Source organism: Duncaniella muris (genome assembly GCF_003024805.1).
Classification (GTDB): Bacteria; Bacteroidota; Bacteroidia; order Bacteroidales; family Muribaculaceae; genus Duncaniella; species Duncaniella muris.
Map to the genome: position 1 here is coordinate 150,424 of NZ_PUEC01000002.1, position 19,751 is coordinate 170,174.

At 55.6% G+C, this 19,751-nt stretch carries 16 protein-coding genes; 7 read left to right on the top strand and 9 right to left on the bottom strand.

All coding sequences use genetic code 11. The features are described 5' to 3' along the window. Window position 1: 1 nt before the first annotated feature. From C5O23_RS01330 to C5O23_RS01340, 3 genes are read right to left on the bottom strand one after another with little or no spacing between them, the layout of a single operon-like run. A complete protein-coding gene (locus tag C5O23_RS01330; protein WP_107031153.1) occupies window positions 2-1,387 on the bottom strand; it encodes a TolC family protein in 1,386 nt (461 codons plus the stop codon). 42 nt (window positions 1,388-1,429) lie between these two features. Beyond that, window positions 1,430-4,810, bottom strand: coding sequence for an efflux RND transporter permease subunit (locus tag C5O23_RS01335; RefSeq protein ID WP_107031154.1), 3,381 nt, complete (start codon window positions 4,808-4,810; stop codon window positions 1,430-1,432). 36 nt (window positions 4,811-4,846) lie between these two features. Next, entirely contained in the window at window positions 4,847-6,028 is a 1,182-nt protein-coding gene (locus C5O23_RS01340; protein WP_240597557.1) for an efflux RND transporter periplasmic adaptor subunit, read from the bottom strand. A gap of 237 nt (window positions 6,029-6,265) precedes the next feature. Between C5O23_RS01340 and C5O23_RS01350 the strand changes: the two genes are divergently transcribed. After that, the gene (locus tag C5O23_RS01350; protein WP_240597558.1) at window positions 6,266-7,480 is read left to right on the top strand and encodes an MFS transporter; all 1,215 of its coding nucleotides are present in this window, start codon (window positions 6,266-6,268) and stop codon (window positions 7,478-7,480) included. 29 nt (window positions 7,481-7,509) lie between these two features. Here C5O23_RS01350 and C5O23_RS01355 read toward each other — a convergent pair whose 3' ends face one another. The 6 genes from C5O23_RS01355 to C5O23_RS01380 all read right to left on the bottom strand — a co-directional run bounded on the left by C5O23_RS01355 (window position 7,510) and on the right by C5O23_RS01380 (window position 12,541). Next, on the bottom strand, window positions 7,510-8,487 hold the full coding sequence (locus tag C5O23_RS01355; RefSeq protein WP_107031157.1) for a PhoH family protein: 978 nt from the start codon (window positions 8,485-8,487) through the stop codon (window positions 7,510-7,512). After that, window positions 8,480-9,415, bottom strand: coding sequence for a DUF6048 family protein (locus C5O23_RS01360; protein ID WP_133166486.1), 936 nt, complete (start codon window positions 9,413-9,415; stop codon window positions 8,480-8,482). Before C5O23_RS01360 ends, C5O23_RS01355 begins: the two co-directional genes overlap by 8 nt. Beyond that, window positions 9,408-9,929 carry a DUF6452 family protein gene (locus C5O23_RS01365; RefSeq protein ID WP_107031159.1) on the bottom strand — a complete coding sequence of 174 codons (522 nt, stop codon included), beginning with the start codon at window positions 9,927-9,929 and terminating at the stop codon, window positions 9,408-9,410. The genes C5O23_RS01360 and C5O23_RS01365 overlap by 8 nt, the downstream gene beginning before the upstream one ends. A 392-nt stretch (window positions 9,930-10,321) precedes the next feature. Continuing rightward, complete coding sequence (locus tag C5O23_RS01370; protein WP_107031160.1) at window positions 10,322-10,858, bottom strand: nitroreductase family protein; 537 nt, start codon at window positions 10,856-10,858, stop codon at window positions 10,322-10,324. Between the two features lie 79 nt (window positions 10,859-10,937). Next, window positions 10,938-11,900, bottom strand: coding sequence for a glycosyltransferase family 2 protein (locus tag C5O23_RS01375; RefSeq protein ID WP_107031161.1), 963 nt, complete (start codon window positions 11,898-11,900; stop codon window positions 10,938-10,940). A 74-nt stretch (window positions 11,901-11,974) separates the two neighbouring features. Then, window positions 11,975-12,541: a DUF4199 domain-containing protein gene (locus tag C5O23_RS01380; protein WP_107031162.1), complete on the bottom strand. Its 567-nt coding sequence runs from the start codon at window positions 12,539-12,541 to the stop codon at window positions 11,975-11,977. Between the two features lie 98 nt (window positions 12,542-12,639). On the opposite strand from C5O23_RS01380, the gene C5O23_RS01385 reads away from it, so the two are divergent. From C5O23_RS01385 to C5O23_RS01410, 6 genes are all read left to right on the top strand, one after another. Next, window positions 12,640-13,170 (top strand): LptE family protein, encoded by a 531-nt coding sequence (locus C5O23_RS01385; RefSeq protein ID WP_240597560.1) that lies wholly within the window; start codon window positions 12,640-12,642, stop codon window positions 13,168-13,170. Between the two features lie 25 nt (window positions 13,171-13,195). Then, window positions 13,196-13,966 (top strand): hypothetical protein, encoded by a 771-nt coding sequence (locus C5O23_RS01390; protein ID WP_107031163.1) that lies wholly within the window; start codon window positions 13,196-13,198, stop codon window positions 13,964-13,966. A gap of 29 nt (window positions 13,967-13,995) precedes the next feature. Next, window positions 13,996-14,382, top strand: a complete 387-nt coding sequence (secG, locus tag C5O23_RS01395; protein WP_107031164.1) for a preprotein translocase subunit SecG — start codon at window positions 13,996-13,998, stop codon at window positions 14,380-14,382. Window positions 14,383-14,488: 106 nt separating this feature from the next. Next, window positions 14,489-16,321 carry an ABC transporter ATP-binding protein gene (locus C5O23_RS01400; RefSeq protein WP_107031165.1) on the top strand — a complete coding sequence of 611 codons (1,833 nt, stop codon included), beginning with the start codon at window positions 14,489-14,491 and terminating at the stop codon, window positions 16,319-16,321. Window positions 16,322-16,564: 243 nt separating this feature from the next. Further along, entirely contained in the window at window positions 16,565-17,029 is a 465-nt protein-coding gene (locus C5O23_RS01405; protein WP_107031166.1) for an Lrp/AsnC family transcriptional regulator, read from the top strand. Between the two features lie 86 nt (window positions 17,030-17,115). Beyond that, window positions 17,116-19,473 (top strand): glycoside hydrolase family 2 TIM barrel-domain containing protein, encoded by a 2,358-nt coding sequence (locus C5O23_RS01410; RefSeq protein WP_107031167.1) that lies wholly within the window; start codon window positions 17,116-17,118, stop codon window positions 19,471-19,473. The last annotated feature ends 278 nt before the right edge of the window (window positions 19,474-19,751 follow it).

Here is a 19,751-nt window from a genome sequence, read left to right on the forward strand (position 1 = left end):
GTCAGCGTCCGCCGCCGAGGTTCTGATAGAGGTTGATGACAGACTGTGCGGCGGCCAGATTTGTGGTGATCTGTGCGGTCTGTGCTCCAAGCAGGTTCTTCTGGGCGGTGAGCACTTCGAGATATGTGGTCGAGCCGTCGAAGAGCAGGAGCTCGTTGGTGACTTCCACAGCCTTGGTGAGGTTCTCGACCTGGAGGGTGAGCCACTGCTGTTTCTGCATGCTCTTTTCGTAGACGGTCATGGCGTCGCTGATGTCAGCCGAGGCGCTCATGATGGCATATTCGAAGTTGTTGAGGGCCTGCTGCTGCTGAGCCTTTGCCGCTTGGAGGCGGGCTATGTTCTGTCCGCGGGCGAAGATGGGAGCGGTGAGGCTTCCGGCAAGCTGGAGGAACCATCCGTGGGGATTGAGGATGGCTGAGCCGAGCGCGTCGGTGAAACCGCCGTTGGCAGTGATGTTGAGGCTGGGATAGAAAGCGGCGCGGGCCGATGCGGTGGAGTAGAATGCCGATGCGAGGGTCATTTCAGAGGCGCGTACATCGGGGCGCACGGCGAGTTCTGCCATCGGAATGGCGGTGCGCTTCATCACGGGGACGTTCAGAGTGGCGTCAGGCGAGATGGTCCACTTCTGAGGCATTTCGTTGACCAGGAGCGAGAGGGTGTTGTTGGCCTCGTGGAGCGAGAGTTCGATGTCGGTGATTGTGGCCTCGATGCTGTAGTACTGGGCAAGGCTCTGCACCACGGCGTCTTCTCTCAGGCGTCCGGCTTCCTTGAGGTTGCGCATTACGTTGACGCTTTCCTTCCAGAGTTCGGAAGTCTCGCGCGAGAGTTTAAGCTGTGATTCGAGAGCAGCGATCGAATAGTAGCACTGGGCCACGCCTGCGATGATCTGCGAGCGGACGGCCTGTTCGTAGTATCTGGTCTGCATCTCAGCCACCTGTGCACCGCGTTTGGTGTTGAGGATCTTGCCGAAGATGTCTATCTCCCAGTTGACGGCGAGCGGGAGCTGGTAGTTCCAGCTCAGATCGCTGTGGCCATATTTGGCTCCGTTGACGCCGGGGGCGAAGGTGAGCGATGGGAGATAGCTGAGTTTTGCGCCTTTGAGCTGAGCGTGGGCAATGTCGACATTGAGTTTGGCGTTGCGGAGGTCTTTGTTGTTGGCCAGAGCGCGGTCAATGAGGTCGACGAGGGCCGGATCTGTGAACACCGAACGCCAAGAGAGGTTGCCGAAGGCGGTGGAGTCGTCCTGCTGCTTGAGAGCCTCGGCATATTCCTTTACAAGGTCGCTGTCGATTTTTTCGGCGTTGTATTTATTGTAGATTCCGCAGCCGGTGAGCACCGAAGTGCTCACGCTGACTGCAAGAATGAGTGAAAGCTGTTTGATTTTCATTTGTCTGAGTTGTTAGAATCAGTAACTCTGTTTTGGCCGGGATCAATGAGAGGGGGTGTACTGCTCGATTTCGTTTTCGATGCCTTCATTGTCAGTGTCTTCCCACTTGAGCGGAGTGATCTTTTCCTGGATCTTCTGGAAGATCACGAAGAGGGCGGGCACGATGAGCACCTGGAGGATCATGCCTATTAGCATACCGCCGATAGAGCCTGTGCCGAGGGCGCGGTTACCGTTTGCGCCGGCGCCGGTGGCGAACATCATCGGGAGAAGACCGATGATCATGGCCAGAGAGGTCATGAGGATCGGGCGCAGACGGGCGGTGGCACCCTGGATGGCTGCGTTGACGATCGACATGCCTGTGCGGCGGCGTTCAACGGCGAATTCCACGATAAGGATGGCGTTCTTGGCAAGAAGACCGATGAGCATGATGAGCGCGATCTGCAGATAGATGTTGTTCGAGATGTCAAAGATCTGAGCGAAGATGAAGGTGCCCATGAGGCCGAAGGGTATCGAGAAGATAACCGCCCAGGGGAGGATGTAGCTTTCATACTGAGCCGAGAGAAGCAGGTAGACGAAGAGCAGACAGAGGCCGAAGATGATGGCGGTTGTCGAGCCTGCGCCTGACGAGGCTTCCTCGCGGGTCATACCTGAGTATTCATAGCCGAAGCCTGCGGGGAGAGTCTCGGCGGCCACTCGTTCGATTGCTGCGAGACAGTCGCCTGAGGTGTAGCCCGGAGCGGGCTGACCGGTCACGGAGATTGACTGGAACATGTTGAATCGGTTCAGAAGGTCGGGACCGTAGACCTTGGTCAGGGTGACGTAGTTGGCGAGCGATGCCATTTCGTTGCCGTTGCGGATCTTGATGGCCGAGAGGGTTTCGGGGCTGACGCGCGATTCAGGCGCTGCCTGCATCATCACGCGGTATATTTTGCCGAAACGGTTGAAGTTGGAGACGTACATACCGCCGTAGTAACCCTGGAGAGTGGAGAGTATGTCCTTGGGCGAGATGCCGGCCTGCTTGGCCTTGGCGGCGTCGATGTCGATCATATACTGCGGGAAGGCCGGGTTGAAGGTGGTGTAGGCCATCTGCACTTCAGGCTGCTGGTTGAGCTGTCCGAGGAAGCCTTGCACAACTCCGAAGAAGGCGTTGACGTCACCGCCGGTGCGGTCCTGCATCTTGATTTCGAAGCCGTTGGTCAGCGAGTAGCCTGAGATCATAGGCGGTGCGAAGATCATGACGCGGCCGTCTTTGATCACCGATGTCAGTCCGTAGAGCTTGCCGAGGATGGCATCTGATGTCTGGTCGGCGCGCTTGCGCTCTTCCCAGTTCTTGAGCTTGAGGATAAATGTGCCGTAAGTGGCGCCCTGACCGGCCATGAAGCTGTAGCCGGCGATCTTCTGGCGGTATTCGATTTCGGGAATCTGGGCGAGGAGTCCGTCGAGCTGGTTGAGGACTTCTTCGGTGCGTTCCTGAGATGTGCCCGGAGGCATGTCGACCATACAGAAGAGCGTTCCGGTGTCTTCGTTGGGCACGAGGGTCGATGTGGTGATGCTCATGAGCCATACGAGGACGGCAACTGTGGCGGCCACGATGCCGAACGAGGTGATCTTATGGTTGATGAAGAACGATGTCCACTTGTTGTATTTGCTGAGGATGCGGCCGAATCCGATTTCAAATCCCTTGTGGAAGCGCTTGTTGAAGATGCCGAGAATGGTGATGAGGGCTACGACTGAAGCGATGGCCAGTTTCACGGGGTGTTCGATGTTGTACCATCCGAGCACCATGAAGGTGATTGTGGCTGCAAGGAAGGCGAAGGTCACCAGAGGGGGCATGTTGAGGGTGAAACGACGTTTGGCGTTTCCGGCCACTGCTTCTGCTGCGGCTCCGTAGGCTTTGCCCATGCGTTCCTTAAGAGTGGAGTTGTCATCATGGCCTTTGAGGAACACGGCGCAGAGTGCCGGCGAGAGGGTGAGCGCGTTGAGCGCCGAAAGACCGATGGAGATTGCCATTGTCAGACCGAACTGGCGGTAGAACACACCGGTTGTTCCTGTCATGAATGACACGGGGATGAACACGAGCATCATGACGAGGGTGATCGAGATGATGGCGCCACCGATTTCACCCATCGCGTCGATAGAGGCCTTACGCGCACTCTTGTAGCCCACATCGAGCTTGGCGTGCACCGCCTCGACCACGACTATCGCGTCGTCCACCACAATCGCGATCGCAAGCACGAGAGCCGAGAGGGTGATGAGGTTCAGCGAGAAGCCGATGAGGTTCATGAAGAAGAATGTGCCGACAAGGGCCACGGGGATGGCGATGGCGGGGATGATGGTCGACCGGATGTCCTGAAGGAATACGTAGACCACGAAGAACACAAGGATGAAGGCTTCTATGAGGGTCTTGATCACCTCATGGATCGAAGCGTTGAGGAAGTCGTTGTTGTTCATCGGCACGGCGATTGCGAGACCTGCCGGAAGTTCTTTCTTCATGCTGTCGACCACCTTGAGACAGTCGTTGATGATCTGGGTTGCGTTAGAGCCTGCTGTCTGGAACACGATACAGCTTGTGGAGGCGTGGCCGTTGAGCGAGTTGGAGAAGCCGTAGGTCACACGGCCGAGTTCGATCTCGGCCACGTCGCCGAGGTGGAGCACTTCGCCGGTGGGCTTGGCTGCCACTACGATTTTTTCGAATTCCTCAGGGGTTGTCAGACGGCCGCGGTACTTCATGGTGTACTGGAAGCTCTGGTCGCCCTGTTCGCCGAAAGCACCGGGAGCAGCCTCGATGTTCTGTTCGGCAAGAGCATAGGAGATGTCGGTGGGGATCAGGCCGTACTGGGCCATTACCTCAGGCTTGAGCCAGATTCGCATCGAGTAGTCGGCGCCGAACGACATTACGTCGCCCACACCTGACACACGCTGCAGCTGCGGAATCATGTTGATCTTGGCGTAGTTGTCAAGAAACTCCTGGGTGTAGTTGCCCGATTCGTCATAGAGGGCCACCATGAGGAGCATTGAGCTCTGGCGCTTCTGGGTGAGCACACCCACCTGTGTTACTTCGGCGGGCAGGAGGTTCTGGGCTTTGGCCACACGGTTCTGCACGTCGACGGCAGCCATGTCGGGGTCGAAGCCCTGTTCGAAATATACGGTGATGTCGGCCGAGCCGGTGTTGGTGGCGGTCGATTCCATGTAGGTCATGCCTTCGGCGCCGTTGATCGACTCTTCAAGAGGCGCGATCACGGAGTTGAGCACGGCCTGGGCGTTGGCACCTGTGTAGGTGGTTGAAACGCGGATGGTCGGGGGTGCGATGTCGGGAAACTGGGTGACGGGAAGCGAGAAGAGTCCGATCAGACCGAGAAGCACGATGAAGATCGAAATCACCGTCGACAGCACCGGCCGATTGATGAATGTATCTAATTTCATTGAAGTTACGTTATTGTATCCTTTTGAATCCGTTTTTTATTTCTGGGCTGTCTGGGCTGCTGCGGCTGCATCAGCGGGAGCTGCTTTGGGCTCTACCGGGGTGATGGCCATGCCGTCGGCGAGTTTGGTGCCTACACCTTCAATGGCGATGCGCTGTCCGGCCTGCAGACCAGAGGTCACTACGAAGTTCTTGCCGTCGTTGTTGGCTTCGATAGTGATGGGGGTCGATACGATCTTGTTAGAGTCGTTGACCACGTAGGCGAAGCGGCGGTCCTGAAGTTCGAATGTGGCTTTCTGGGGAATGATGATCACGTTTTCTTTGTTTTCAGGCAGGATGATCTGGCCGGTGGCGCCGCTGCGGAGAACTCCGGAGGGGTTGTTGAAGAGGGCGCGCACGCTTGATGCGCCGGTAGAGTTGTCGATCACGCCTGACACGGTGGCTACCTTGCCGCTGAGCGGGTAGAGGGAGCCGTCGCTGAGACGGAGCTGCACTTCAGGCATAGCCTTGATTGCTGCTTCGATAGTGCGCTCGCCTTCGCCTACCATGTTGAGGAGGTCTTTTTCGGTCAGCGAGAAGTAGGCATAGACCTGAGAGTTGTCGCTGACGGTGGTCAGAGGCTGTGCCGACGAGGGTGATGCGAGTGAGCCTTCGCGGTTGGGAATGGAGCCTACCACGCCGTCGCTCGGAGCTGTCACTACGGTGTAGGCGAGGTTTTTCTGAGCAGATGCAAGGGCTGCTTTAGCGTTTGCGAGCTGGGATTCTGCCTGGGCGAGAGAGTTTTGAGAGAGCTGATATTCGTATTCGCTGATGATGTTCTTGTCAAAAAGAGTCTTTTTGCTGTCAGCGGTCATTTTTGCGGTGTTGACGGCGGTCTGGGCTGTGCTCACGGCGGCACGGGCCTGATCGACTGCGGCCTGGAATGTTACCTGGTCGAGAGTGAAGAGGGTCTGGCCTTTGCGCACGCGCTGGCCTTCGTCTACGAGGACCTTTGTGATGAATCCGGTTACCTGCGGACGGATTTCAATGTCAGTCTTGCCCTTGATTGTCGCAGGGTATGTCGACTGGAGGTCGGCTGACTGCGGAGAGAGGGTGATTGTGGCGATTTCAGGCGCAGCGCCTTGCTGCATTTGCTGCTGATTCTTTGAACATGAAGGGAACAAAGCCACAGCTGCGAGCATCATTGCGATGCTGCCTTTCGATAACGCGATGGATTTCATTGCTTTTCTTTTCGTTACTTATATATACCTATTTTTTACTGTATTCGTAAATTTTAACGTGCAAAGTTACCAAGGATTTCTGCATCAAGCGAAAAAAGTAATAATAAAGTTTGTGAAATTGGCTAAAAGCCCCTCATTATTTCCGCTTTTGACCAATTAATAAGGCTGTTTTTTTGAGTTGAGACTAATTGGGAAAATATAAGTAACTTTGCACCCTTGAAAATTATCATCTGAAACATGTCATTTCTGAAGAAACTTCACCGGCTCGTGGAGATGCCGGCTTTTCATGTGTTGCTTGCGCTGAGCGCGGCCCACTGTCTCAACGATCTGCTGCAGTCGGTGATAACGGCTGTCTACCCGATGCTGAAGGAAGACCTGGGTCTGAGTTTCGGCCAGATCGGTCTGATCACGCTCGTCTATCAGCTTGCGGCTTCGATTTTTCAGCCTGTGGTGGGCTATGCCTTTGACCGGCGCCCGTTTGTGGGGAGTCTGCCGGCGGGGATGTGCTGCACTGCCGCCGGCATTCTGATGTTTGCCTTCTGTTCGACTCTGCCGGGCATTCTTGCCGCTGTCTTCATGGTGGGCATCGGATCGGCCACGCTCCATCCGGAGGCCTCACGCATCACCTCGCTTGCCGGCCATGAGCGCCGGGGGTTTGCGCAGTCGGTGTTTCAGGTGGGCGGCAATTTCGGCGGTTCGATCGGTCCGCTGCTCGTGGCTGTCATCGTGGCGCCACACGGCCGCCGTTACGTAGCTTTCTTCCTGATTTTCGCTGCCTTGTGCTTCTGGGCCATGACTCCTATATGCCGCTGGTACGGACGCTATCTGCGCGAACTTCGCACGGCTGAAAATAGCAGTGAGTCAAGTGTCTCACTGCCGCTTTCGAAGCGGCGCACCATTTTTGTCATCGCGGTGATAATTTTGCTTATATTCTCGAAATACATCTATATGGCCAGTCTTTCGAGCTACTATACGTTCTATCTGATAGACCGTTTCGGTGTCTCCGTGTCGCAGTCGCAGATATTTCTGTTTGTCTTTGTGGTATCGACGGCCATCGGCACTCTTGTGGGCGGCCCGGTGGGCGACCGTTACGGGCGTAAGGCTGTCATCTGGATCTCTATTCTTGGCACCGCTCCTTTCAGTCTGCTGATGCCGCATGTCGGGCTGGCTCTTACTGTGGTGCTTAGTTTCTGTGCGGGCTTTATGCTTTCATCGGCTTTCCCGGCTATTCTGCTTTACGCCCAGGAGCTGCTGCCTACCAAGCTGGGCATGATCTCAGGTCTTTTCTTCGGATTTGCGTTCGGAGTGGGCGGCATTGCTTCGGCGGTGCTCGGCTCTCTGGCTGACAGCTACGGCATTGAGGCTGTCTACAATTTCTGCGCCTACACTCCGCTGCTTGGCGTGGTGGCGGCATTCCTGCCGGATCTCAGGGCGAGAAGGGCCGGGAATTAGGCAATTGGTCCAACTGGACTAATCTCCTATTATAATAAGGTGGTGCTTGGCTGGTCAGGAGTTTCTTTCTGCTGGCTGTCGAAGTGTTCGTAGGCTTCCACTATGCGCTGTACGAGCGAGTGGCGCACTATGTCTTTTTTGCCGAACTCTACTTTGCCTATTCCTGGGACGTCGCTGAGCACCCGCAGCGCCTGGGTAAGGCCCGACTGCACGGAGCGCGGAAGGTCTATCTGGGTGGCGTCGCCGGTGATGATCATCTTGGCGTTCATGCCGAGGCGGGTCAGGAACATCTTGATCTGGTGGACGGTGGTGTTCTGGGCTTCGTCAAGCACAATGACCGCGTCATTGAGGGTGCGTCCGCGCATGAAGGCGAGCGGGGCTATCTGGATGACGTTCGTCTCCATGTATTCCTTCAGCTTGACGGCCGGAATCATGTCTTCGAGAGCGTCATAGAGCGGCTGCAGATAGGGGTCGATCTTGTCTTTCATGTCGCCGGGAAGGAAGCCGAGTTTCTCGCCGGCCTCCACGGCCGGACGCGAGAGAATAAGTTTGCGGACCTCGCGGTTTTTCAGCGCGCGCACGGCCAGGGCGATCGCCACATAGGTCTTTCCTGTGCCGGCAGGGCCGAGGGCGAAGGTCAGGTCATTTTCGTGGAATGCCTTGACCAGCAGCTCCTGATTCTTGTTGCGGGCGCTGATTGGCTTGCCATTGACGCCGTAGATGATCACATCGTCCTGGCGTGGAGTTTCGGGCGACTTGCCTTTGACTATGTCAAGGATCACCTCCTCGGTGAGCTTGTTGTATTTCACGCAATACTCCTCCAACTCCTTGATCTTCTTTTCGAACTGGGCTGTCTCGCTGTCATCGCCGATGACCTTGATCACGGAACCTCTGGCTGCCATGCGCAGTTTCGGGAAGAGATTGCGGATGAGCTGCATGTTGCAGTTGTTGACTCCGTAGAAGCTCACGGGGTCCACGTTGTCTATGATTACGATTCTTTCAATCATGTAGTTCTGTTTGTGTGTCTCCCTCTGTTACAGTATTAACCTCGCTTGTCTTCTTTTTGTTTATCGGTAATGTGTACATCAGAGAGAAATTGCCCGTAACGGCTGATCCGCGTGTGCCGAAACCGGGTATGAACATCGGTTCGCCGTAGGAGCTTTTAGTGTCATGTATGAGTGAATGATAGATTATGTTCCAGCCGAGCGACCAGTTTTTGAACACCTTTACTTTCAGCCCGAATGTCACTTCGAGATAGCCCGAAGTGGAGCGCTGGTTCATGATGGAGAAATGTGACGGGTCGTCCCAGTAGCCTTCGTCGACAGTGACGTTTTCCACGCTCCATTTGTATGACGTAAAGCCGTAGCGCAGACCCATCTGCAGCTTGTAGTCGGGGTTGGAGTTGTAGAAAAAGTTGTAGGACGCGCCTATCTTGAAGTATGGCGAGACCGGGGTCTTGAAGGTGAAGTTTGACTCGTCGGGTGTGTCGTTGCAGTTGTCCACGCCGATTGCGAAATAGGGGAAATAGCGGTTGTGGAGGCTGAGCTCGGCCCACACGTCGCCGAGTCCGTAGCTCTGCCCGAAGGCTCGCATTATCGGGTTCCACAGGTTGACGCCTGCTGTCACTTCATGGAGCAGCGGATAGATCATCTTCGGTGGCGGAGCCATCAGGGCTGTGTCTTTGACCTCGGTTCCGGTGATTGTGTCGACGAGGATAGTGTTGCCGCTGGCATCGGTCATCTCCACCAGTTTGCTGCGGTCTATCCGGCGTGGGCGTTCGGTTTTCGGAGTGGTGCCCGGTTCGGGTGTCTTGACCGGTGTGACGCGCCGCTGGGCCGAAAGTTCGGTTCCGGCAATGACAAAGAGCGTCAGCAGAAGCATCTTCAGCAGTCTGCGGAGGCCGGGAGCTGTGGTTTTGGCTTGGAGATCAGTCATTGTCATCGGGATTATCGGGGTCGGCGGTGCGGAAGAATATCCTGATAGTCTCGCGGTCTATGTTGGTGATGAGCGAATCGGTCATCCCTACGGAGTCGATCAGGTGGGTGGTATAGGTGTAGCGGGTCACGCGGTAGTGATACATGGCGCCGCAGTCTTCCGAGGCGAAATAGGGCACTGCGTCGTAGTCGAAGCTCAGAGTGTCATTCAGCTCCGGGTAGTCAAGCGCTTTCTGGCAGTAGTGTATGTAGAAAGATGTTGAGGGGCTGGTGGAGCGGAAGGGCAGATAGAGCTGCTGCTGGCGAGAATCGAGGGTCAGCAGAAGGGTGTCAGACGGCGCGCCGACGCCACCGATGGTGATCGAGTCGGGGACTATGGCCTGTCCGGTCGACATGGCGTAGAAGCCGGCCAGCGGTAGGGAGTTCTGGTTCTCGGTGCAGCCCACGTTGCTGCATGACTGCGTAAGCAGTGCTCCGGCGGCGAGTAGGCCTGAGATGTAAACGAGTGATTTCAATCCTGTATCGCTAAGAGGTTGTTTAAAAACAATAGTTAAAATCTGAGCGAAAGTTTTGAGGTGGATATGGCTCTGAATTGAAGGAGCATAGCGAGCTATGTGACTGAGATGAAGAGCCATAGGCACCCAAAACTTTCGCAGGCGAGGGTATTGTCTTCTTCCCTTTTAGTAATTTCATGTTTTAGTATTTTTTTAGTTACCTGAGCCTTGGTGTCTCTTTTGCTAAATTGTTGAAATTCGTCAGTCACATAGCTCGCTATGCTCCTTCCTCATTTGCAACAATTTATCTAAAAGATACACCACTCAGATTTTAACTCTTGTTTTTAAACAACCTCTAAATTTGAATCGGGTTTTGTGTGGCGGGCGTGATCCTGATGCCGGTCGGCCGATGTTCAGAATTTGCCCCATCTGACGATCTCGTCGAGGCTCTTGCGCTTCTTTTCGGGCACAGCCTGCGGATCGGCGGGATAGCCTATCGGAATTATTGCCACGGGTTCTACTCCGGCAGGCAGTCCGAAAGCTTCGGCTATCGGGGCCGGGACGAAGTTGCACACCCAGCAGGTGCCGAGCTCAAGGCTTGTAGCTGCGAGACAGAGGTGCTCGATGGCTATCGAGAGGTCTACGTCGGTGTGGTCTTTGCCGTCGCATCCTCGGTGCCAGGCTTCGTCATGGATGCCGCAGGCTACTATGAATTCAGGGGCGGTGCGTATCCACTGGCGGTCGTAGCTGCCGGTGATGGCTTCGCGCTGTTCGGCAGAGTCGGCCACGAGGAATACCCAGGGCTGGCGGTTGCAGGCCGAGGGGGCGAGGCGGGCCACGTCGAGCACCGAGCGGAGGGTGTCGCGGCTCACGGGGCGGTCAGAGTAGTCGCGGCATGAATAGCGCAGCTGGCTCAGACGGTATAACTGGGGATAGGCGTTGGATTGCATGGGTCTGTAATGGTTTATCCGGTGTGTGGTTGGATATCTGATTAGAAATGAATGAGATGCCTGGTGAGGCTGTTCCCTGCTACTTGTCGATGCCGATTTCTTCCTTGATCTCGTAGTGGTTGCGTCCGGGAGCGTTGCGGGCTATCAGCTCGCCGATGAAACCGGTGAGGAAGAGCATGGTGCCGAGGAGCATCATGGTCAGTGCCAGGTAGAAGTAGGGAGAGTCGGTCACCAGGCGGTAGGGATTGCCGTGGGTCATGTCATAGAGCTTGCCGAAGCCGACAGCCATCACGGCTATGAAGCCGATGATGAACATCAGCGAGCCGAGCAGGCCGAAGAAGTGCATCGGCTTGGCTCCGAATTTGCCTGTGAACCAGAGGGTGGCCAGGTCGAGGTAGCCGTTGACAAAGCGGTCGAGCCCGAATTTGGTGCTGCCGTATTTGCGGGCCTGGTGGTGGACTTCCTTCTCGCCGATGCGGGTGAAGCCTGCGTTTTTGGCGAGATAGGGGATGTAGCGGTGCATGTCGCCGTAGACCTCGATGTGTTTCACCACTTCCAGCCGGTAGGCTTTCAGGCCGCAGTTGAAATCGTGGAGGTTCTTGATGCCGCTGACCTTGCGGGCTGTGGCGTTGAACAGTTTGGTGGGGATGGTTTTCGACAGCGGGTCGTAGCGCTTGCGTTTCCAGCCCGACACGAGGTCATAGCCGTCGCGCATGATCATGCGGTAGAGCTCCGGGATCTCATCGGGCGAGTCCTGCAGGTCGGCATCCATCGTTATGACCACATCGCCTTTGGCGGCGTTGAAGCCGGTGTTGAGAGCCGGCGACTTTCCGTAGTTGCGGCGGAATGATATGCCGTGGAGATTCGGGTTTTTCTCCTGGAGGCTGCGTATGGTGGCCCAGGAGTCGTCGGTGCTGCCGTCATCGACGAAGATGACTTCGTAGCTGAAATCATGGTCATTCATCACGCGCTCGATCCAGGCGGCGAGTTCGGGCAGCGATTCGGCTTCGTTATAGAGGGGTATTACAACTGATATGTCCATTCTGTGTAGTTGTGAATCAGTCTTGTGTGGAGGTGTTTCTTATGTGAGTGCATCAGAGTGCCGGCAGGTGCGGGCTATGATTCGGAGCTTCCGCGGCGGCGCTGCGATTTGTGGAGCAGGGCGAAACCTGCCGAGATGATGATAGAGAGTATCGAGCCGCTGACTATCGTGGCCATTATGATCTCGGTCACAATCGCTATCGGGGTGGGGATGAAATTGGCCCTGATCATCCGGGCGGCTATCTCGCCGGCTTCGGCCACGGGAGTTCCGGGCAACTTCTTGCCGGTCTCTACCAGCCCTTCGAGCTGGCTGAGCACGAATCCGGGTTCGATCCATTTCATGTAGATCACCAGCAGCGCTCCTGAAATGAGGATGCCGCAGATGAAAGTAACCACACCGGTCATCCACATCATGGGGAATGTGGCGCATCCCTGCAGCTCACGGTCATAGCGCCTGAGCACTATGAAGATGAACACCGGCACTCCGAGCATCAGCAGCAGTGACAGCAGCCCGGTCAGAGGCAGCGTTTTTCCGAAAATAGAACTGAAAAACATCACTGACAGGTAGATGCCGAACAGGAAGCCGAAGTCGGCGCCACGGCGGTAGGGCGAGGTTATGATTCTTCTGTCTGAATTATCCATATGCGAGAGATGATGATCGTCTGTAGAAAATCTCTACGACTTGCAAAGTTAGGTATTTTTTGGGATTTTATCGAAGAATGTTGTAACTTTGTGCTTCCATGAAAGCATTTGGATCAACATATCTGCTTCGCTTCTTGCTTGTCCTCGTCATGAGCTGCATGGCGGGAGGCTGCCGTATAAGCTACAAGCTCAATGGCGCGGCCATTGACTACACGGTCTATAAAACCATCTACGTCTCCAACTTCCCCATTCGCGCGGCCCTCGTCTATCCGCCTCTGCAGCAGACATTCGAAAACGAACTGCTCGACTACATAACGCGAAACACACGCCTGCGGACCATCGACACCAACAATGCCGACCTGCAGCTCGAAGGCGAGATTGTGGGCTACAATCTCTCGCCCCAGGCCGTGACTGAAAACGCCTATGCCTCACGCACCCGACTGACCATCCAGGTAAAGATCACCTACACCGACAACCGGCAGGAGGGCAAGGACATCAGTCAGACCTTCAGCGCCTACCGCGACTTTGACAGCTCAGAGATGCTGACCGACGTCCAGGATCAGCTCTGTTCCGAAATATCCAAAGAGCTTGTCGACCTTATTTTCAACGCCACCCTTGGTGACTGGTAACCAACATTCATCCGTACTGTCATTTATGGAAGAAGCTCTCAGTCATTATCTTCGCGCTCTTGCCGACCCTGAAGTGCCGGTCAGCATTTCAGACGTCGAGCATCTGCTCAGGGAATACCCCTTCTTTACGCTTCCGGCCCTGACGCTGATGCGCCGGGAGGGCGCTTCGCTTCCGGCCGACACACGCCGCCGGCTGATGGATGGTCTGGCGCTCAATGCCGCTGACCAGGCCGCTCTGGCCATCATGACCGATCCGCGCAGCGACGTGTGGCTTGATTTCTATCCGTCAGAAAAGAAACCGGAGGTCACAACTGACAATGCCATAGACACCTTCCTCGCCACTTACGGCCATTCTACCCCTGAAGAGGACGCCCTGCTTGAAAAACTTATTTTCAACCCCACGGCCGACTATTCGATGCTCCTTGCCCGCGAGGAGGAAGAAAGTCTGCCGCCGGAGCCTGCTCCGACTGATAATTCGCAGGACGCTCTGATCAACGCCTTCATACTCAAGAACAAAGCCCCGCATCAGCCGGCTCCGCAGGCCGATGATGAAGCGGCTTCCGAACCGCCAGCCGCACTCGCTCCCGAAGACCATCCGGTGGCCGTCAAAGACACCGCCGACGACTCCTCGCTGAGCGAAAGCCTGGCCAAAATCTACATACGCCGCCGCCGCTACGACAAGGCATTTGAAATAATTCACAATTTGAGTTTGAAAAATCCAAAAAAAAGTGTTTACTTTGCAGACCAATTGCGGTTTTTGCAGAAATTGATGATCAATTCCCGCTATAACACCTGATTTCTAAATTAATAAACCATACAATAATTATGTATATCGTACTGATTATCCTGACGCTCATCTGCGCTCTTCTTCTCATCTGCGTAGTGCTCGTTCAGAAGTCAAAAGGTGGAGGCCTTTCTTCCTCATTCGCCGGTTCAAACCAGATCATGGGTGTGCGCCGCACCAACAGCTTCATCGAAAAGCTCACCTGGGGCCTCGCCGGAGCCATCTGCCTCCTCTCCATTCTTGCAACATTCACAATGCCGAAAGCCATCAATGCTTCTTCTTCACGTGTGAACGCAGCTCCCGCCGAGCAGGCTGTCCCCGCCGACTTCAACACTGAAGTTCCTGCAGCTCCCGTAGCGGCTCCCGCTCCTGCCGCTGACCAGGCTCCCGCGCAGGCTCCCGCTGCTGAAGAAGCTCCCGCAGAATAAACCCGATCTGCGGATTTCAACACGCGAATCACATTTTATCTACTCCATCCCCCCCTTACCGGCCTGCCCTGACCTTCGAGTCGGTGCAGGCTTGATTTGATTCTATATGAAAGATTTATGGCTGCTGCTGCGGAGGTTCGTGCCACCATATAAAAAGTATCTTCTACTTAATATATTATTCAACTTCCTCTCGGCCTTTCTCACACTGTTTTCATTCGCGCTGATCATTCCGATTCTTGAAATGCTTTTCAAGGTGAAGGAGGCGCATTATGAATTCATGCCCTGGGGATCAGCCGGGTTGAAAGACACACTGATCAACAATTTCTATTGGATCACCCAGCAGTGCATAGGCGAGTGGGGCCCGATAGGCACCCTCGTGGCTCTCGCCGCTGCACTGGTCTTCATGACCGGACTGAAAACAGGCACTGCCTATGCCAGTTCCTACTTCGTCATACCGATGAGGGCCGGAATCGTGCGTGACATCCGCAATTTTGTCTATGACAAGATAGTCTCCCTCCCCATCGGCTATTTCACCTCCGAGCGCAAAGGCGACGTTATGGCCCGCATGACAGGCGATGTCGCCGAGATTGAGAACTCCATCATGGCCTCGCTCGACATGCTCTTCAAAAACCCGGTGATGATTATAGTCTGCCTGGGCATGATGATCATGATCTCCTGGCAGCTCACCCTCTTCGTGCTCGTGCTCCTTCCCATAGCCGGACTGGTGATGGGGCGAGTGGGCAAGCGCCTGAAGCGGAAATCGCTCCAGGGCCAGCAGCAGTGGGGCATAATAATGAGCTACATCGAAGAAACTCTCGGAGGTCTGCGCGTCATCAAGGCCTTCAATGCAGAGTCAAAGGTCACAGGCCGTTTCCGCAACGGCAACCAGCGCTTCTACAACATCACCACCTCCGTACAGCGGCGCCAGTCGCTCGCCCACCCCATGAGCGAGTTGCTCGGCACAATGACCATCGCCATAGTGCTCTGCTTCGGTGGCGCTCTGATCCTTTCCGGCAAGACCTCGCTCACAGCTCCGGAATTCATATATTATATGGTGATCTTCTACAGCATCATCAATCCGGCCAAAGATCTCTCGAAAGCGGTCTATGCCATCCAGAAAGGCCTTGCCGCTATGGAGCGTGTGGATGCCATACTCGCCGCCGTCAATCCCATAGCCGATCCGAAGACCCCGGCTCATATCCCTGACCTCAAAGGCCATATCTGCTACAGGAACGTCACCTTCGGCTACGATCCGGAACTGCCGGTGGTCTCTGATATTGATCTTGACATTCCTGCCGGCCACACCGTGGCGCTCGTAGGGCAGAGCGGCAGCGGCAAGTCGACCCTCGCCGACCTTCTGCCACGCTTCTATGACATCAACAAGGGCTCGATCTCGATTGACGGCTGTGACCTGCGTGATCTGCCTGTGCATGAGCTCAGAGGATTCATGGGCAATGTCAATCAGGAAGCCATTCTTTTTAACGACACTATTTTCAACAACATAGCTTTCGGCGTGAAAAGCGCCACCAGAGAAGAGGTGATAGCCGCCGCGAAGATTGCCAACGCCCACGAGTTTATCATGGCCACCGAAGAGGGCTATGACACAAACATCGGCGACCGCGGCTGCCGTCTTTCCGGAGGTCAGCGCCAGCGCCTGTCAATAGCACGAGCCATTCTCAAGAATCCCCCCGTGCTCATTCTCGACGAGGCCACTTCGGCCCTTGACAGCGAGAGTGAGAAACTGGTACAGGAAGCCCTGGAACGGCTGATGAAAGACCGCACTACTCTCGTCATAGCCCACCGCCTCTCGACCATCAAGAACGCCGACCAGATCTGTGTGCTCCACGAAGGACGCATAGTGGAGCGTGGCACGCATGACGACCTGCTTGCTCTCAACGGATACTACACGAGGCTTGTTGAGATGCAGTCCATGAAATAGAAACAGTGATCCCCTCTCGGCTTCGGCCGGCGAGGGGATTCATTTTGTAAGATCAAAACCGAATATTAATATAAATAGAAAGTAATTTTTGGCAAAATGTTTGAAAATTGTTTTAAAATGTGTATATTTGTCAAAAATTCACAGAATCTGCCAAGGCTGTCTCCGATAGGAATGATACATGAGTAAAGATTTGGATTGTTCAACGCTTGGATCGGACAAAGCCTGCTTATAGAGTACATGCTAATGGAAAAAATTGACAATTTAGACCGTAAGATCCTGGAGATCATTATGAGAAACGCGAGGATAGCCTCAAAAGACGTGGCAACGGAATGTGGAGTCTCACGCGCGGCTATCCACCAGCGCATCCAGCGTATGATCGACCTGAATGTTATAACCGGCTCAGGCTACAATGTCGATCCGAAAGTGCTTGGTTACCGCACCTGTACATATATCGGTGTCAATCTTGAGCGCGGAGCCATGTATCGCGAGGTAGTGCCGGAGCTTGAAAAGATACATGAGATCGTGGAGTGTCATTTCACCACCGGTCCATACTCCATGCTCATCAAACTCTTTGCCCGCGACAACGAGCACCTGATGGAACTCCTCAACGACAAGATCCAGATGATACCCGGCGTAACCGGAACAGAGACCCTCATCTCGCTTGACCACAGCATCTCGCGGGTGCTCCCGGTCACTTACGACGACTGATCGGGCTGACTCACCGACTCTCGCACTCCTCCCTCCTCAGGCTGTTTTTCCTACTCTATATATCTCTCTGCAACTGCAAACCTCTCATGAAGAAACTGATCGTATCATTGGCTCTGGCCACGGCTTTTCCGCTGGCGGCCGAACTTGTGAATATTGATGGCGGATGGCGCTTCGCCTTCGGCAACACCGACCCGGCCAAGGATTTCGGGGCCGGAACAGAATATTTCAACTATCTGACCAAAGCAGCCTCGATCCATAACACGGGGCCTTACGCCGTGAAATTCAACGATTCGGCATGGGTCAGCATCGACCTCCCCTTCGACTTCGTGGTCGACCTTCCTTTTGAAAAGGATGCAAGCCACAGCCACGGTTACAAGACCGTGGGCTATAAATATCCCGCTTCGTCTGTCGGCTGGTACCGCAAAGTGCTCCCCGTGGCGGCTGCCGACTCGGCCAAACGCATTTCTCTCGTGTTCGACGGCATTTTCCGCGACAGCAAAGTCTGGTTCAATGGATTCTATCTCGGCGGCGAGCCGAGCGGATATGTCGGACAGCGCTACGACGTGACCCCCTATGTCAATTTCGGCGGCGACAATGTCATAGCCGTCCGCTCCGACGCCACTCTGGAGGAAGGCTGGTTCTATGAAGGCGGCGGCATCTACCGCCATGCCTGGCTCGACATCAGCGAACCGCGCCACATCAACCCCAACTCCGTTGCTACGGTCTATACTCCCGGTGCCGGACCCGAAATCAAAGTCAGCGGCCGCGTGGCCAACAAGCTCCACGGCCTCAGCCCCGCTCCAGGCGAGAAGTGGACCCTCTCTGCCGAACTGATTGACCGCGCGGGCTCTCCCGTAGCCTCTGAGCGCATCACCCTGACCGATCTCCCCGCTCCTGAAGCCGAAAGCGCCTGGCAGCTCACCCTGCATCCCGCCTCGCTGACCGAATGGGATATTGAAAACCCCACCCTCTACACACTGCGGCTCCGTCTCGACGATGGTCGCTCCGTATCAGCCGAAGATATCGTCACAGGCTTCCGTCGCGCGGAGTTTGATCCCGACCGAGGCTTCATGCTCAACGGCCGTCCTGTGAAACTCAAGGGTGTCAACATGCACCAGGACCATGCCGGTGTTGGAGCCGGAATACCCGATGCTCTTAATGTCTATCGCCTCAAGGAATTGAAGAAATACGGTGTCAACGCCTACCGCGCCAGCCACAATCCGATGACCCCGGAAGTACTCGCCGCCTGTGACTCGCTCGGCATTCTGGTCATCGAGGAAAACCGCCTGCTCGGCATCAACGGCTATCACACCGGCCAGCTTCGCAGCATGATTGACCGCGACCGCAACCATCCCTCCGTAATTCTCTGGAGCGTAGGCAACGAGGAGTGGGGCGTGGAATGGGATGAAAAAGGTGTCCGCATAGTCGATGAACTGCGCGATGTGGCCCATCGGCTTGACCCCACACGGCAGATGACCGTCGCCACAAGCAGCGGACCGAAGCCGGTGATACCCGCTGATGTGGCAGGCTACAATTATATGATGCAGAATCCGGTCGACCGCCACCGTGCCGACTATCCCGCGCGCTCGGCCTACGGATCTGAGGAAACATCAGGCTGCGGCACCCGCGGCGTCTATTTCGACGACCGCGCCAACGGGCGCATGGCCTCCCTCAACCGCACACCCGATCCGGCCGACAGCTGTCTCAACCGCATTGAACGCGGATGGAAGTTCTATGACGAGCGCCCCTGGCTCGGTGGCCTTTTCTATTGGACCGGCTTTGACTACCGCGGAGAGCCCAACCCGCTCGAATATCCCGCCGTAGGCTCGGAATTCGGCATTCTCGACTATTGCGGATTCCCGAAAGACGAAGCCATGTATCTGAAATCATGGTGGACCGACGAACCCACACTCCACATCTTCCCCCACTGGAACCTCCGGGGGCATGAAGGTGAGGAGATCGACCTCTGGGCCTATTCCAACATGGATGAGGTGGAGTTGCGCGTCAACGGCAAGAGCCTCGGACGCAAGCCGATGCCCCGCAACGGCCATCTGTCATGGAAAGCTGTCTACCGTCCCGGTCGCGTCGAGGCCATAGGCTATAAAGATGGCCGCAAGGTGCTCACCAAGCGCATCGAGACCACCGGTCAGGCCGTTAAGGCCATTGCGGAATGTGCCTGGTCTGAAGATGGGCTGCAGGTGATCAATGTCAGCCTTGTCGACAGCAAAGGCCGCTTCGTGCCCGATGCCTGTCAGCCGGTCACAATCTCACTGACCGACGGCCTGAGGCTGCTTGGCGCAGGCAACGGCGACCCGGCCTTCCGCGGACAGGAACGTCCCGCCCCCGGAACCGCCCCGGAAAGCTTCACCATTCCCGCCTTCAACGGCCACGCACAGTTCATCATCCTAAACCCTGACTCAGCTCCCGTCAGAGTCACCCTCTGAAAATCCATATCGGAAAGAACTTTTGCAAATATACAACACCCGGTCCACGAAAGAGTGCGATAATGCGGATGGTAGCCCATCCGGAGCCGTAAATCGGTGTCCTGGCGGACACCACATGCCGGGGAGATGACAAACCCGTGACACCGCAGCGCAAAGCGCGCAGGTGTCACGGGCTATGAGTAAACCGATGTCCTGACGGACATCCCATTCTGGAATCCGCATGATCTCGCGGATGCCGGGGAACAACATACCCGCATCCGCACGGTCGCGGGACGGCG